This is a genomic window from Thalassotalea coralli (assembly GCF_055786205.1).
This window is the reverse complement of the sequence record NZ_JBVVBK010000004.1, coordinates 1-15609: the sequence shown is the minus strand read 5'-3', so window position 1 is coordinate 15609 and position 15609 is coordinate 1. Positions and strand designations below refer to the sequence as shown.

At 39.4% G+C, this 15609-nt stretch carries 18 protein-coding genes and 2 rRNA genes; 7 read left to right on the top strand and 13 right to left on the bottom strand.

The window, feature by feature from the left end:
* Positions 1-3 precede the first annotated feature (3 nt).
* From ACOB80_RS11075 to ACOB80_RS11065, 3 genes are read right to left on the bottom strand one after another with little or no spacing between them, the layout of a single operon-like run.
* On the bottom strand, positions 4-864 hold the full coding sequence (locus tag ACOB80_RS11075) for a Rossmann-fold NAD(P)-binding domain-containing protein (RefSeq protein WP_473165898.1): 861 nt from the start codon (positions 862-864) through the stop codon (positions 4-6).
* Positions 865-1329: a nuclear transport factor 2 family protein gene (locus ACOB80_RS11070; protein WP_473165897.1), complete on the bottom strand. Its 465-nt coding sequence runs from the start codon at positions 1327-1329 to the stop codon at positions 865-867.
* Between the two features lie 12 nt (positions 1330-1341).
* The gene (locus ACOB80_RS11065; protein WP_473165896.1) at positions 1342-2232 is read right to left on the bottom strand and encodes a bifunctional GNAT family N-acetyltransferase/hotdog fold thioesterase; all 891 of its coding nucleotides are present in this window, start codon (positions 2230-2232) and stop codon (positions 1342-1344) included.
* Positions 2233-2270: 38 nt separating this feature from the next.
* On the opposite strand from ACOB80_RS11065, the gene ACOB80_RS11060 reads away from it, so the two are divergent.
* Positions 2271-3005 (top strand): polyamine aminopropyltransferase, encoded by a 735-nt coding sequence (locus ACOB80_RS11060; protein WP_473165895.1) that lies wholly within the window; start codon positions 2271-2273, stop codon positions 3003-3005.
* 10 nt (positions 3006-3015) lie between these two features.
* On the opposite strand, the gene dtd is transcribed toward ACOB80_RS11060, so the two are convergent.
* From dtd to ACOB80_RS11045, 3 genes are read right to left on the bottom strand one after another with little or no spacing between them, the layout of a single operon-like run.
* Positions 3016-3453: a D-aminoacyl-tRNA deacylase gene (gene dtd / locus ACOB80_RS11055; RefSeq protein ID WP_473165894.1), complete on the bottom strand. Its 438-nt coding sequence runs from the start codon at positions 3451-3453 to the stop codon at positions 3016-3018.
* On the bottom strand, positions 3450-4439 hold the full coding sequence (pip, locus tag ACOB80_RS11050) for a prolyl aminopeptidase (protein ID WP_473165893.1): 990 nt from the start codon (positions 4437-4439) through the stop codon (positions 3450-3452). The genes dtd and pip overlap by 4 nt, the downstream gene beginning before the upstream one ends.
* Entirely contained in the window at positions 4417-5301 is an 885-nt protein-coding gene (locus tag ACOB80_RS11045; protein WP_473165892.1) for a virulence factor BrkB family protein, read from the bottom strand. The genes pip and ACOB80_RS11045 overlap by 23 nt, the downstream gene beginning before the upstream one ends.
* 111 nt (positions 5302-5412) lie before the next feature.
* Here ACOB80_RS11045 and ACOB80_RS11040 point away from each other — a divergent pair, with 111 nt between their 5' ends.
* Positions 5413-5646, top strand: a complete 234-nt coding sequence (locus tag ACOB80_RS11040) for a hypothetical protein (RefSeq protein WP_473165891.1) — start codon at positions 5413-5415, stop codon at positions 5644-5646.
* Positions 5647-5648: 2 nt separating this feature from the next.
* Complete coding sequence (locus tag ACOB80_RS11035; RefSeq protein ID WP_473165890.1) at positions 5649-6302, top strand: DUF2959 domain-containing protein; 654 nt, start codon at positions 5649-5651, stop codon at positions 6300-6302.
* Positions 6303-6310: 8 nt separating this feature from the next.
* Here ACOB80_RS11035 and ACOB80_RS11030 read toward each other — a convergent pair whose 3' ends face one another.
* From ACOB80_RS11030 to typA, 3 genes are all read right to left on the bottom strand, one after another.
* Positions 6311-6487, bottom strand: coding sequence for a hypothetical protein (locus tag ACOB80_RS11030; RefSeq protein ID WP_473165889.1), 177 nt, complete (start codon positions 6485-6487; stop codon positions 6311-6313).
* Positions 6488-6526: 39 nt separating this feature from the next.
* Positions 6527-6706: a hypothetical protein gene (locus tag ACOB80_RS11025; RefSeq protein ID WP_473165888.1), complete on the bottom strand. Its 180-nt coding sequence runs from the start codon at positions 6704-6706 to the stop codon at positions 6527-6529.
* A 371-nt stretch (positions 6707-7077) separates the two neighbouring features.
* The gene (gene typA / locus ACOB80_RS11020) at positions 7078-8901 is read right to left on the bottom strand and encodes a translational GTPase TypA (RefSeq protein ID WP_473166282.1); all 1824 of its coding nucleotides are present in this window, start codon (positions 8899-8901) and stop codon (positions 7078-7080) included.
* A 321-nt stretch (positions 8902-9222) separates the two neighbouring features.
* Here typA and glnA point away from each other — a divergent pair, with 321 nt between their 5' ends.
* The 4 genes from glnA (at position 9223) to glnG (ending at position 13833) form a co-directional block, all read left to right on the top strand.
* Positions 9223-10629 carry a glutamate--ammonia ligase gene (glnA, locus tag ACOB80_RS11015; protein WP_473165887.1) on the top strand — a complete coding sequence of 469 codons (1407 nt, stop codon included), beginning with the start codon at positions 9223-9225 and terminating at the stop codon, positions 10627-10629.
* 111 nt (positions 10630-10740) lie between these two features.
* Positions 10741-11265, top strand: a complete 525-nt coding sequence (locus tag ACOB80_RS11010; RefSeq protein ID WP_473166281.1) for a DUF4124 domain-containing protein — start codon at positions 10741-10743, stop codon at positions 11263-11265.
* A gap of 76 nt (positions 11266-11341) precedes the next feature.
* Positions 11342-12430 (top strand): nitrogen regulation protein NR(II), encoded by a 1089-nt coding sequence (glnL, locus tag ACOB80_RS11005; RefSeq protein WP_473165886.1) that lies wholly within the window; start codon positions 11342-11344, stop codon positions 12428-12430.
* Entirely contained in the window at positions 12427-13833 is a 1407-nt protein-coding gene (glnG, locus tag ACOB80_RS11000; RefSeq protein WP_473165885.1) for a nitrogen regulation protein NR(I), read from the top strand. Before glnL ends, glnG begins: the two co-directional genes overlap by 4 nt.
* Here glnG and ACOB80_RS10995 read toward each other — a convergent pair.
* From ACOB80_RS10995 to rrf (ACOB80_RS10980), 4 genes are all read right to left on the bottom strand, one after another.
* On the bottom strand, positions 13830-14210 hold the full coding sequence (locus ACOB80_RS10995) for a MerC domain-containing protein (RefSeq protein ID WP_473165884.1): 381 nt from the start codon (positions 14208-14210) through the stop codon (positions 13830-13832). The two genes, glnG and ACOB80_RS10995, sit on opposite strands and share 4 nt — an antisense overlap.
* 82 nt (positions 14211-14292) lie before the next feature.
* The gene (gene epmA / locus ACOB80_RS10990) at positions 14293-15252 is read right to left on the bottom strand and encodes an elongation factor P--(R)-beta-lysine ligase (RefSeq protein WP_473165883.1); all 960 of its coding nucleotides are present in this window, start codon (positions 15250-15252) and stop codon (positions 14293-14295) included.
* A 65-nt stretch (positions 15253-15317) separates the two neighbouring features.
* Positions 15318-15432 (bottom strand): 5S ribosomal RNA (rrf, locus tag ACOB80_RS10985).
* Positions 15433-15526: 94 nt separating this feature from the next.
* Positions 15527-15609: ribosomal RNA gene (rrf, locus tag ACOB80_RS10980) — 5S ribosomal RNA — on the bottom strand; the annotation flags it as partial.

Sequence of the window (15609 nt, the reverse complement as noted above, 5' to 3'; positions counted from 1 at the left end):
CGCCTAATCTGCAGGTGATAAAAGAGTCGCTTTTTGATGTTTAACCATCCATGTCAACATATCAGGGTGTTGCAACTTGTAGTCTAATTCATTCATGGTACGTTTAGCAACGACATGCCTGCCAAGGTTGGCTGCGTCCTTCTGACTAAAGCGCGGTGTCTCTTTACCTAAACAATGTGCAGCAACCGTATAAAAATGCTGTTTTGTCACCTGTGTTTGACTGACACAGTTATAAATCCCACGGGAATTTGAATTCTGCATCAGTAAATGACATAAACTTACAACATCGTCTTGATGAACTAGGTTTACATATGCATGAGGATCAGAAATCTCCCTGCCTTTGGAAAAGAAACGACCGGGATGTCTATTAGGACCAACCAGGCCTGCACATCGAAGAACAACTCCTCTTCGTGAAAAATTTAATACGGCTTGTTCAGCTGCGCAAATAAGATCAACTTTCTCAATCTCCCTTTGCGGGACGGTATATTCATCAACGTCACCAACATGCCCTTGATAGGCAGCAGTAGAACTTATTAAGATAATACTCTCGACACCACCTTGTTCTGCAAGAGCAACAATTTGGGCTATTTTTTCAGGGTAGTCTTTTTGACCTTTCTTAAAATAAGGGGGAATACAAATAATAAGATGATGGTATGAAAAAATGACCGAGACTTGCTTATCATTAGGCTCTGCGGGCAAAGATAACAATGAAGACATAGCCCCAAGCGCTTGAATGTCTTTTAACTTTTCATTATTTCTCGTTGTCGCAATGGTAGTAATTTTTCGCCCAATGCAATCAGCGGCAATAGCTTTACCTAACCAACCAAAGCCAATAATGGCAACAGATTTAATAGGGACATTCATCTATTTCTTACCATAGCCGATATATTTGACCACTTGCGCGGCTTTTTCATTTGGCACCATTACCGATAAGTTAAATTGTAAAATCTTCCACTGTCCTTCTCGCTTTATTAGCAAACCACTGCTTCGGCATAAACCATAAAAATCGTTTTCCAATAACTCATCAAAAAATGCAACGTCCGCTCCCTCTATCACATTTATATGACGTTTTTTGACGGCATAAGTCCACCCCTGCCCTTTTGAAAAGTAGGGCATTGCAAACTGCTTAAACGTTGACTTGCTCCAACGTTCACTGCCATCTGTGCCCATAAAAACTCCCTCTTCATCTAAGGTGTCAAAATACCTTTTTCCTTGCGCTTTAGATGCTGCTTCATGATAAGTATCTAATACACTTGAAATGGTTACCTTTTCATCTGCCCATGCACCAAATTGAATAGTAATAAGTAAAATTACGACCAACAATTTCATTTTTGTTCTTCCTTATTTGCGCACCAATACATATTGTCCTGAGAATACAGCCGCAACAATATCACCACTCATAATGTGTACTTGCAACTTATATTTGCATTTTGATTTGGCGACTAGCTTCTTACAGTCGCCTTCACACAATTCACGCACCGCATAGCCATTTGCAGCGCCAGCTATGGGCGCGAAATATTCAATATTTCCTTGCGCCAAAACAATATCGGCATCCAACCCATTTGCTGCTAACTCGAGATAAATCCAGCCCCAGCCCGTTAGCGTAGCTAAGGTATAAATACTGCCGGCAAACATAGTGTTATGAAGGTTTTTATTAAACTGAATGTCAGCATGAGTAATAAGCGACTGAGTATTGTATGAGTCAATAACAAGCCCCATAGCTTTACTTAGTGGAATGGTTTCATGCCACGTTTTTTGCAATAAATGAACACTCTCACTTAAAGCGAAACTTTCAGGTATTAACTCTTTATTCATAGAAAAGTGTTGAACTTCACCGAACAGTAAATGTGACTTTTCCTCTAGGGTGTACCCCAACTTGCTATAAAAGGTGACAGCTACTTCTCTAGCATGAAGGGAGATTCGATTAACCCCTCTTTCCAATGCTGCTTGCTCCAAGCTTTCGACGATAACTTTACCAAGCCCTTTTCCTTGCGCATTAACATCAACCGCCATAAATCGAATATTAGCTTGCCAATCTTGAGTAATGGTAAGTCTGCCTACTGCTAATACCCTACCTTCACTATCAAAGACGGCTCGATGAATACTTTGCTGCTCTAACTCATCTTTTTCACTACCAAGAGGTTGTTTCCATGGCTCTCTGAGAATTTTCCATCTAAGATGATAATATTGTTCAAACTCTTGTTTATTTTTCGGCGGTCGGCAATCGAACATAATGTAGATAAAAGCAAAATAACTAAGGTGGTTATTTAATGAAATTAGCCCAACATTTACAACAGGGAGAGTTACAATATTTGCTGATAAAGCCGATTAATTTGTCTGTTTACGAAAATGCGAACTATCGATGGTTACAAATAAACGATACGGTGCAAAGCATCATGTTGAAACGAAAGCCATGGTACTTGCCACTTACGCATCAATACTACTTATTACTTCCCTTGATATTCCTTCAGCCTTCTAGCGTTGTAGAGTTTGGTTTAGGTGGCGGAAATAGCATAAGGCTTATCAATAAACTCTATCCTGAGTGTGACATATTGAGTGTTGAAGCTAACCCAGAAGTCGTTTCAATCTTTTACCAATACTTTGATCCAGACAATATTGACTTGAACATTACTGTAGATTCAGTGGCAGCATGGCTAAACAACCAAACACGATTAACAGAAAGCTGGTACTTATTAGACATTTTCCAAGAAAAAAACAATGAGTCTTATGACTCATCTATGATAGAAAGCTTACTAGCAATGCTGTCAGAAAATAGCTGGCTTAGTATCAATGCGACTATGTCTTCGGATGCCTCTTTTGCATCTCTGTTAACAACCATTAAGCAACATACACAACACCACCAAGTAAAGTGGTTTACCATTCCTAATTACCAAAACAAAGTAATACACCTTTTTCCTAACTCAGCCCTAGAAAATCTGTCAACTGACTTTCCGTATACTTCTTGGGGTTTACGAGGAAAAAAGCTTTGGTTGGCAGGAATGTAACGTTAGCAAATTAAATTGTTAGCTGGAAAGTTATCGGACCATCATTCAATAAACTAACTTTCATATCTGCACCAAATTGGCCAGTTGGTGCACTGAAACCGAGATTTCGAAGTTGTTGACAAAAATATTGATATAGATTGTCACTAAATTCAGGCGCTGCAGCGCTAGAGAAACTAGGGCGCATACCCCTTGTTGTATCCGCCGCTAAAGTAAATTGAGATACAACTAAAACATCACCACCTATTTGACCAACATTTAAGTTCATTTTGCCGTTTTCGTCTTCAAAAATTCTATAGCCAGCCACGCGTTCCGCCAATCGCTTAGCTTTTGCTTCTGTATCTTCAGGCTCTACCGCTAATAACACCAAAATACCTTTTTCTATTTCTCCGACAACTTTGTTATCGACTTCTACTTTTGCAAAAGAAACTCGTTGCATAAGTGCGATCATTGACTATTTGACTCCAAAAATGTTGACATTAAATCTGTCGCTTTACATATTGCATCTATCGTTTGGCTTTCAAAGCCGCTATGCCCAGCTTGAGGCAAAATATGTAAGCTTGCGTTTTGCCAATTGTCAGTTATCGAAAAAGCATTTTCAATGGGGTTGACTAAATCAAATCGTCCATGAATAAATACCGCCGTTAAATGCCTTATTTTATCTAAGTTTTCCTTAAGATAATTCCGGGGTAAAAATGCCTTATGATGAGCAAAAAAACAGGCTAATTGGGCCATACAAAGGGCTTGATGTCTATCTGGCTCGTTAAACTGCGCATTTATTTGGTGTTCTACAGACGCTAAGCGCAATTCCCATTGGTACCAATTTTTACTAGCTGAAATTTTGGCTAGCTCATTTTCACTGGATAAAACCTCAAAATACCTATTTAACAAGCTCTTTTCATTTTTGTTATCAAAAGCTTGGTTATCGCCGTTTGTAAATGAACTGAACACCCGATAATACTCAGGAAAAAAGCGAGCAACGCCATTATTACTGTACTTCCAAGCATAACTGTCTTCATCTAATAGTGAAGCACTGCGTAAAATCATTCCTAATAAACGTTCCGCATATTGAGTAGCATAGACCAAGGCTAAACTCGCTCCCCAACCTCCACCAACAACTAACCACTGGTCTATTTCAAGGTGTTGTCTAATAGCCTCTATATCTTGAATGTAACTATTCATATCGACAGCGCTTAGGCTAGGAGAAGGCTGAGATCGACCACACCCCCTCTGATCAAAGCAAATAATATGATAATGATTAGGGTCGAAATAACGACGGTGATGTTCATTACATCCAGAACCAGGGCCACCATGTAAATACAATGCTGGTATCCCATTTGGATTTCCGGACTGCTCTAAATACAATAAATGACCGTCTGAGACAGGAAACATTTGCTCTTTAAAAGGAGAGATTTTAGGAAATAGTGGTCTGGTCATCATTTTCTCCCTGTGCTTTGTTTATTTTAGCAAAGTCTTCTAAACAAGCGGTAAACAAAGCACCAATTAACACAACTAACCAAGATAAATACACCCATAAAAACAAAATAGGAATACTAGCCAAAGCACCATAGATTGCTTCATAGGAAGGTAATTGCGTCACATAAAATGCAAAGCCTTTCTTGGCTATTTCAAACATAACAGCTGATAAAACAGCACCTTGTAAAGCATACTTAAAAGGAACTACCTTGTTAGGGACAACCAAATAAATAATTAAAAAAGCAGCTATTGCCGTAAGCAATGGCAAAGCGCGCATAAAAACGTTCGCTAATCCAAATAAATCATAATCGCCAAGCGACATTGAAGACACTATGTATGAAGTGGCAGCGATACTACTACCAACCAACACTGGGCCTAAAGTTAATATCATCCAATACATTGAAAAAGCGGTAATGATTCTTCTTTTCTTATTCACTTGCCAAAGTTTGTTAAGGCTTTTATCAATGGCGGAAATCAGCATTAACGCAAATAAAAATAAAAAAGTTATAGCAACCGCAGACATTCTAGAGGCATTTGAAACAAAGCCATTAATGTGATGTTTAACCACGTCTCCCGCTGCTGGTAAAAAGTTTTGATAGACAAATTCTTCTATCAACACCTTAATATCAGTAAAAATCGGAAATGCTGTCATCATAGACAACATAACCACTAGCAGCGGAACGAGAGACATCAAGGTGACATAAGCTAAATACCCAGCATTTACATGGAGCGACTCTTCTTTGATTCGCTTTACGAAAAACAAGCTAAAAAGAGATAGTTTTTGCCAATACTTTGATTGGAAAATACTGTTAATAAATTGCATACTGAGTATAAAATGAAAGATAACAATTGATTAAGTATATGATCATTCAATACGAATGCACATGTTCTTTATGATTCTCACGCTTTAACCCTATATTTGTAAGGAGGCTTTATGGCTAGTCAAGGTTCAGGTGGAAATGTATTAGCGGCAATTTGTAGTTTTTTTATCGCTGGTTTAGGTCAATTAGTCCAAGGCAGAATAATGGCTGCTATCATATTTTTCCTGTTAACTTGGGTTAACTACACTTTAGCCGCTACTGGGATATTGTTTTTTATGGCAATTCCAGGGTTTGTTTTTCATGTATGGTCTATTATTGATGCAGCGAAATTTAGCAGTGGAGACTAAAGGTGACTAATCGATTTTATGCCATTTGGGGCACTCTCTTATTGGCATTGACATTATCAGCATGTCAGTCGGCCTATTACGCGGCAATGGAAAAAGTAGGCTCTCATAAAAGAGACATTTTGATCGACCGCGTTGAGTCAGCCACAGAGTCACAAGAAGAAGCTAAACAAGAGTTTAAAGACGCTTTAGAGCAATATACTAGTTTAATTTCTATCGACGGTGGAGAGCTTCAATCTCAGTACGAAAAAAGTAAGGATAGATTTGAGTCTAGCCAAGCCTCAGCTGAAGAAGTGTCTAAACGTATCGAAGCAATTGAGGATGTCGCACAAGCATTGTTTGACGAATGGGCTGAAGAGATTGAGCAATACTCAAACGCATCGTTAAAGCGACAAAGCAAACAGCAATTAAGGGAAACTGAATTAAAGTATAACTCTGTTATTAGAGCTATGCACAACGCTAGAGATAAAATGACACCGGTATTGGCTGCCTTAAAAGACAATATGCTTTTTCTCAAGCACAACCTTAATGCTAAAGCGATTGGCGCACTTAAAGGGGAATATCAGTCGATTAAATCTGATGTAGACTTATTGATTAGCCAAATGAACAAGTCAATTGAAGAGTCACAACAGTTTCTTTCTACGCTAAAGAGCGAGTAATTTAACTGTTAACCAACGGAAGTAGGCTGCGCTAGCAGTTGGTGAAGCTTACTTTCATTGGACTCCTGATGCTGATTTATATTGGCCAACAATTCAGACAACTGTTTAATTTGCTCTGGTCCAGCTAATCCAGCTTCAAAGAGTTCACTTAGACGTTGAAGTGTTTTAAGTTGTTCAGGAGACATATTCAATTCCTTTTGATGATAGAAATACTACAGCTAAAATTAGTTGACGACAGCGCGTTTGTACTGAGTTTTGTTAGTACGGAAATGACTAGAATCTCGACCGTCATTGATAAACTCTTGATATAGCATCGCGAGCTCTTTTCTTTCAATAACGTTGACATTATCTGCTACCATCTTTTCAAATAGGGTGTTCAATCGGCTAACTTTACCTGGTTCCATATTTAAATCTCCCATTTTGCTAAGACTCCATCACTCAAAAAAATACAATCAAACCAACTTAGCTGTATTAAAGTGTAGCAAGGAAAACCTTTCCATCTAGTCAGAAAATGTAAAGCGATGTTAATTCCCGTTAGTTAACACAAAAGAAACAAATAAAAAATTATTTTAAAAATCATATAGTTATAGCGCGACTTACTAAATTACCTCATTGTTTTTGTCTAATCACCTACAGTACTGTGAGACATGTCTTACACATTCTTTTGATTTGGATTACTTAACGTTTCAATTGTTTTTTGAAATAAAAAAGGCCGCATGACTAATGCGGCCTTTTTCTACAGATTAAATGTGAGAATTTTCGTCAGAATAATTCTTTAGCTTTTCTTCGCAGCACGGCTTTCGCGTTTACGATCCGATTCCTTTAACCACTTTTTACGAATACGGATATTCTCAGGGGTTACTTCTACTAATTCATCGTCATCAATAAATTCTAATGCTTGCTCTAGCGTCATTTGAATTGGTGGAGTCAGTACTTGTGCGTCATCAGTTCCCGAAGCTCGAACGTTAGTTAACTGCTTACCTTTAAGCGCATTAACTGTTAAGTCGTTATCACGGCTATGAATACCAATGATCATTCCTTCATAAACTTCAACACCATGACCAATCATTAAACGGCCACGCTCTTGTAAGTTAAATAAAGCGTTGGTTAATGCTTTACCTTGTGCGTTTGCGATCAATACACCGTTTAAACGTTGGCCAATATCACCGCCTTTGTGCGGACCGTATTGTAAAAACGTATGGTAAATTAACCCTGAACCTGAGGTTAAGGTCATAAACTCAGTTTGGAAGCCAATTAAGCCACGACTTGGCATGATGAAGTCCATACGAATACGGCCTTTTCCATCTGGTGCCATATCAGTCAGTTCCGCTTTACGAAGACCCATTTTTTCCATGATAGACCCTTGATGTTCTTCTTCAACATCAACGGTTACCGTCTCATATGGTTCTTCAATTTGGCCATCAACTTCACGCATGATTACTTCTGGACGAGAAACAGCTAATTCATAACCTTCACGACGCATATTTTCAATTAGGATACCTAAATGAAGCTCACCACGACCTGAAACTTTAAACTTATCTGGGTCATCTAGCTGCTCAACACGTAATGCAACATTATGGATTAATTCTTGGTCTAAGCGATCTTTAATATTACGAGATGTTACGTATTTACCTTCTTGACCTGAAAATGGAGAGGTATTAACTTGGAAAGTCATAGTCACAGTTGGCTCATCCACAGATAGTGGTGGAAGAGGAGCAACTTCATTTGGACAACAAATTGTGTCCGAAATCTTCAACTCACCAAGACCTGTAATTGCGATAATGTCACCAGCTTGTGCTTGATCAACTTCGTGACGTTCTAGGCCTAAATAACCAAAAACTTTGCCTACTTTGCCGTTATGCAACTTGCCTCTAGAGCCTTGTACTGTTACTTGCTGGTTAGGCTTAACGGTACCACGTGTAATTCGGCCTACACCAATTACACCAAGGTAAGAGCTATAATCCAGCTGAGATATTTGCATTTGAAATGCGCCATCAGGATCTGCGTCTGGTGCAGGAACTTGATCAACAATCGTTTGGAAAAGAGGTGTCATATCTGTCCCCTCTTCACCTTCTTCCAATGATGCCCAACCGTTAATAGCCGACGCGTATACTACTTGGAAATCTAACTGGTCATCTGTTGCACCTAAATTATCAAATAGATCGAATACTTGATCCATTACCCACTCAGGGCGAGCACCAGGTTTATCAATTTTGTTGATAACAACGATAGGCTTCAAACCTTGAGCAAATGCTTTTTGCGTTACAAAGCGTGTTTGAGGCATAGGCCCTTCTTGCGCGTCAACAATCAACAGTACCGAATCAACCATTGACATTACACGCTCAACTTCACCACCGAAATCCGCGTGACCAGGAGTATCTACGATGTTTACACGATAGTCGTTCCAATTAATCGCTGTGTTTTTCGCTAAGATAGTGATACCGCGCTCTTTCTCGATATCGTTTGAATCCATCACACGATCTTCAAGATCGGTTCTAGCATCTAAAGTTCCCGACTGATCGAGAAGTTTATCAACCAAGGTAGTTTTACCATGGTCAACGTGGGCAATAATTGCAATATTACGAAGTTTATCTAACACGGTTTGGCGCTCATTAGGATATAATTGGGCGCGTATTGTACAGGAGTCAGCGTTACAAATAAAAGGCAATGACAAATTATTTTTGTTCATTGGCGAAACCGGCATTTATCTCATACACTGCTAATACGTTGCTATTGCACCAATTTAAAACATTGACCGCACCAACTTGGTGCAGCCAAACAAAACAATAAAAGCTACACCCTTGTTTTTATTGAGTTTACACTTTGGCACGCTATTAGCTTAACAACAGCAAATGCAATTTGACTTAGCACTATAATAGTTAATTGCCCTATTTTGTCACAACATTACCGGAGACAATCAATGTCACAAGCAGTTTTAGATTTAATCAAAGAAAACGATGTTAAGTTCGTTGATTTACGATTCACTGATTCAAAAGGTAAAGAGCAACACGTTTCTCTTCCTCATCACCAAGTAGATGAAGATTTTTTCGAAGAAGGAAAAATGTTCGATGGTTCTTCAATTGCAGGCTGGAAAGGTATTAACGAGTCTGACATGGTATTGATGCCAGATGCTTCTACAGCTGTTTTAGACCCGTTCACAGAAGAAGTAACCCTTAATATCCGTTGTGACATTATCGAACCTACTACAATGCAAGGTTACAGCCGTGACCCTCGCTCTGTAGCGAAACGCGCTGAAGAGTACATGCGCTCTACAGGTATCGCTGATACGGTATTAATTGGTCCTGAGCCTGAGTTTTTCGTATTTGATGACGTTAAATTCCACACTGATATGTCTGGTTCAATGTACAAAATTGATGATAAAGAAGCTGCTTGGAACGGCGCTACAGATTACGAAGATGGTAACCACGGTCACCGTCCTGGCGTTAAAGGCGGTTACTTCCCGGTTGCTCCAGTAGATTCTTCTCAAGATTTACGTTCAGCAATGTGTTTAGTTATGGAAGAAATGGGCTTAGTTGTTGAAGCGCATCACCATGAAGTTGCAACATGTGGTCAAAACGAAATCGCATGTCGTTTTAACACTATGGTATTAAAAGCTGACGAAGTTCAAATTTACAAGTATGTTGTTCACAATGTTGCTCATGCTTACGGTAAAACAGCAACATTTATGCCTAAGCCATTAGTTGGTGACAACGGTACTGGTATGCACGTTCACCAATCTTTAGCAAAAGATGGTGTTAACTTATTTGCTGGTGACAAATACGGCGGATTATCTGAAACAGCGCTTTACTACATTGGTGGTATCATCAAGCATGCTAAAGCATTGAACGCTTTCACTAACGCTTCAACTAACTCATACAAGCGTTTAGTTCCAGGTTTCGAAGCACCGGTAATGCTTGCATACTCTGCACGTAACCGTTCAGCGTCAATTCGTATCCCTGTTGTCCCTTCACCGAAGGCACGTCGTATCGAAGTTCGCTTCCCTGATCCAACAGCAAACCCATACTTAGCATTCTCAGCAATGTTAATGGCTGGTCTTGACGGTATCAAAAACAAGATCCACCCTGGCGATGCAATGGATAAAGATTTATATGACTTACCTGCAGAAGAAGCAGCAGCAATTCCACAAGTTGCAGCATCACTTGAAGAAGCATTAGATGCACTTGAAGCTGACAAAGAATTCTTAATGGCTGGCGGCGTAATGGATAGCGACATGATTGACGCATACATTGGCTTAAAACGCGAAGAAGTTGAAACACTTAACATGACAACTCACCCAGTTGAGTTCCAAATGTACTACAGCGTTTAATAACCAACTTGCTCAAAAAAAGCTCACTTCGGTGAGCTTTTTTTATGGCTAATTTCTGAAATTTCCTATAAATTATGAACATAGGCGCGGATATGGAGGTAGCAATAGGTGATGAAATTAGTGTCAGTTATACTAGGACTGTGCTTATTGTTAACGACTCTCAGCAGCCTTGCCAGCTCCACTAAAATTTACGTTTGGGTTGATGAAAACGGAAAAGTTGTTTATTCCGACACGCCTAGACCGGGAGCTGAAGAAGTACAAGTCAAAGAAAAAAATGTTATCTCCTCTAACATTGACACTTCAATTTTAGATATCAACCCCAAAGTTATCGAAGATAAATTTGAGGTCTCTATAACCCAACCTGAAGCAAACCAAACCATTAGAGATAATACCGGCTCAGTTTTGGTGCAAGGTCGAATAAAACCTTTATTCAAACAAGGGTACAAAATACGGCTTTTACTAGATAATCAACCATATAAAAAACCACAAACTTTCGCCCAGTTTAGGCTTTCTAACGTTGATCGTGGCGAGCACCAAATAAAACTAGAGTTAATCGACGATAAAGGCAAGGTAATTGCATCTTCAACACCGGTTACGTTTTATATGCATCGTGCAACGGTAAACCGCGCTAATTAAGCAATAAACTTGTGCAATAATCATAATTAGTCGCTACACTATCGACATGATGCACCATATTAGTGCAAGGTGTTAAATGTCGTCTTTGAATCCAAATAACCAGAACAATTTATTGTACTACCAACAGAATTTACCTAATCACATGGTAACGGCTGTCATCGTGCTCAACTCCACGTTGTTGATTCAATATGCCAACCCTGCAACAGAAGCATTGTTATTAAAAAGTGCAAGGCGGTTGATTGGCAGACCTTTACAAGAAGTGTTTTACAACTCTCCAATCAATAAAGACAGATTGGAGCAACTGTTAACTTCAGGACAAGAATTCAGCGACAGTGATGTCTCGATTGAAATCTATCAACAGCATCATGTTTCGGTAGAAATTACCGCTTCTGCAATAGAGTTAGATGGCGCGCCCCATATTCTGCTTGAACTAAAACAAATAGATCAACAAAAGCAAATCAGCGCCGAAGCGTTTCAACAGCAGCAATGGGAATCGGCCCGAGATCTGATAAGAGGTTTAGCTCACGAAATCAAGAACCCTTTAGGAGGGTTAAGAGGTGCCGCCCAGCTACTGCACCGAGAAATTACATCTCAACAGCAAGAATATACTGAGATGATTATCGAGCAAGCAGACAGACTAACAACGCTCGTAGACCGCCTGTTAGGCCCGAATCAACTGCCTAACTTTAGTCACCAAAATATTCACGTTGTAATAGAAAAGGTCCTTCGATTGACCGAATATGAAGATGGTAAAGAAATTAACTTAACCAAAGACTATGATCCATCTATTCCAGATCTAAATTACGACGAAGATAAAATCCATCAAGTTATATTGAATATAGTCAATAACGCCAAGCAAGTATTGAATGAACACGGTACGATTTGCTTTAAAACAAGAGCAGCAAGCAATAAAACGATAAATGGTAAACGCATCAAGCTTTGCGCTCAGATTTCTATTATTGATAATGGGCCGGGTATCCCAGAAAGTATCAAAGAAACCTTGTTTTACCCAATGGTATCCGGGCGTTCTAATGGCACCGGAATTGGATTATCCATTGCTCAGACTCTTGTTCACCAACATCAAGGCAAGTTAACCTGCATTAGCAGGCCAGGCCATACCGAATTCACCATTTTATTACCCATTAGCGAAGAGAGTAATCTATGATCACAGAACAAGTTTGGATAGTAGACGATGATAGTTCCATTCGCTGGGTGCTTGAAAGGGCGTTACAAAATGCTGGAATATCGGTAGCATCTTTTGATAATGCGAACAACTTACTTATTGCCTTAGATCACAGCCAACCAGAAGTTATTATTTCTGATATACGCATGCCTGAAATAGACGGAATGGCTTTGCTTAATGAAATTAACCAACGCTTTCCCGATCTACCCGTGATCATTATGACTGCTCACTCGGATTTAGATAGTGCCGTAAACGCCTATCAAGGCGGTGCTTTTGAGTACCTACCAAAGCCATTTGATATTGATGAAGCAATAAGCCTTTCTAAAAGAGCACTTGCTCATGCTCAAGAACTAAAAGCTAATTCGACCAACCAAGAAACCGGTCAGATAGCTGCTGGAATAATTGGTGAAGCTCCTGCAATGCAAGAAGTGTTTAGAGCCATAGGCAGGCTTTCACGTTCAAGTATCAGTGTATTAATTAATGGTGAATCAGGCACAGGTAAAGAGTTAGTTGCACATGCACTGCACCTACATAGCCCACGAGCTAAAGAGTCTTTTATACCACTTAATATGGCTGCTATTCCTAAAGATCTCATTGAATCGGAATTATTTGGCCATGAAAAAGGCGCTTTTACAGGTGCTAACTCAGTCCGACAAGGGCGATTTGAACAAGCTCACAATGGCACACTTTTTTTAGATGAGATTGGTGATATGCCATTAGACATTCAAACTCGTCTACTTCGCGTACTAGCCGATGGTCAGTTTTATCGTGTTGGTGGTCACTCACCAATCAAAGTAGACGTACGAATTTTGGCGGCGACACACCAGAACTTAGAAGAGAAAGTGAAAACGGGCGATTTCCGTGAAGATTTATTCCATCGCTTAAATGTCATTAGAATTCAAATCCCAAGCCTGAAAGAGCGACGTGAAGATATCAATAAACTCACCGCTCACTTTTTAAGACAAACAGCTGAAGAACTCGGCGTAGAAACGAAGTCTTTAAGTGCAAAAGCATTAAAGTTTTTAGAAGGTTATCAATGGCCCGGAAACGTCAGACAACTTGAGAATATCTGCCGTTATTTAACGGTGATGGCAAGTGGTCAAGAGGTTCAACTTGAAGATTTGCCTAACGAGCTACATCAACCTTCAGAACAAACTGGAGCACCTAACTTAAGTTGGCAACAAGGTATTCAAAACTGGGCTAACAATGAACTTGCTGCAGGTAACACTGGCTTATTAACAACCGCCGTGCCTGAGCTAGAAAAAATACTAATAACCGAAGTACTTAATCATACCAATGGCCACAAACAAGATGCAGCGAAAATTTTAGGCTGGGGCAGAAATACGCTTACACGTAAGATTAAAGAGTTAAACCTAGAAGTTTAGTTACTACAGCCGTGCTCAGTACATTGCTTACAGCTATTGCAAAGCTTTATATTGATCAGGTGAGCAGCAACAATAAGGCTGGCGCCACTAATAATAAATAGTGGTTGCCATTCTTCTCCGAAATCGTGTTTCATCCAGTAAATAACGACACCAAGCAATAGCATATAAAAAGGGTATAGCTTTTTGTGGTAACGCTTAAATCCAGATAAAACAGCGTAAGAGCCAAGAATTGCTGTAATAATTAAAAAGACATGTTCCCAAACATGATCAGCTAGAAAGCTTAAGCCTAACAGAGGTAAAGCAGGTAAAATTATCGGCAACAAAATACAGTGCAAAGCACATAAAGAGGTTGCTGTAATTCCAAGTCTATCTAGCACATTTGTTCCTAAAATTTGGGTCTTTTATCACGGGGTGCAACAATATCACACCTGATACAGTATAACAAAATTAAAATTGTAATTATGCGTTAATACTATTAAAGGTGATCACATCCTTAATGTTATTTTTACCTAACGCTAACATAACGAGCCTATCGACACCTAAAGCGACACCTGAACAATCTGGTAAACCAGACTCAAGTGCGCTAATAAAGCGATGATCTATAGCCACACTTTCTTTTTCCATGCTTATACGCTTTTCATTATCCTTTTCAAAACGTACCTTTTGCTGTTTCGCATCTTGCAACTCTTTAAATCCGTTTGCTAGTTCAATACCTTTAAAATAGCATTCAAATCTATCCGCAACTTCAGGCACTTGCACATTTAGTTGTGCCAGTGAAGATTGACTTGCTGGATAGTGGTAAATAAATATAGGTTTCTCTAAGCCTATCTTAGGTTCTATAATTTCAGAGAGAATAACTTGCAATAATATGTCTTTATCTGACTCATTTTCAATCCAGTCGCCTTCTATACCATGGCTAAGTAATATGCGCTTTAGCGTTACTAGGTTCGTATTTAAAGGGTCAATACCAACATGAGACTCGAATAAAGATTTATAGCTAATGCGCTCGGCTTTGTCAGTTCCTAAAATATGGTTGAGTAGACTATCCACTTCGTTAATCAAATCAAACATATTAAAGCCAAGACGATACCATTCAAGCATTGTAAATTCATGATTATGGTGGCTTCCACTAGCTTCAAATCTAAAAGATTTACAAAGCTGAAATATAGATTGATATCCAGAACACAATAAACGCTTCATTGCGTATTCAGGTGAGGTTTGAAGATATAACTTACGTTTGTCTTCAAGTGGGAAGTCAAGAGTCTCAAAAGCATCTAAGAATGGATCAGTAACACTAAACCGTCCTAGGCTAGGTGTTTCTACTTCAACAACATTCCTTTGAACAAAGAATGAACGGATATTGTGAATGACTGTCGCCCTATCTTTGGCAGTTTGCCAATCCATTTGAGATTGCCACATGGCTTTTTTCCTCAATTGCAGAAACAAAAAAGCCCCTGTCTTTTGACAAGGGCTTAATATTAGGTGCCTAGTAATGTCCTACTCTCACATGGGACCTCCCACACTACCATCGGCGCTATTGCATTTCACTTCTGAGTTCGGCATGGGGTCAGGTGGTTCTACAATGCTATTGTCACTAGGCGAAAACTGACAATGTTTAATATTCTTATCAAAAATTACTAAACATTGTGAGCAAAAAACCCGTAGCGTTAGCTACGGGTCTTTCTAATTAGGTGCTTAGCAATGTCCTACTCTCACATGGGACCTCCCACACTACCATCGGCGCTATTGCATTTCACTTCTGAGTTCGGCATGGGG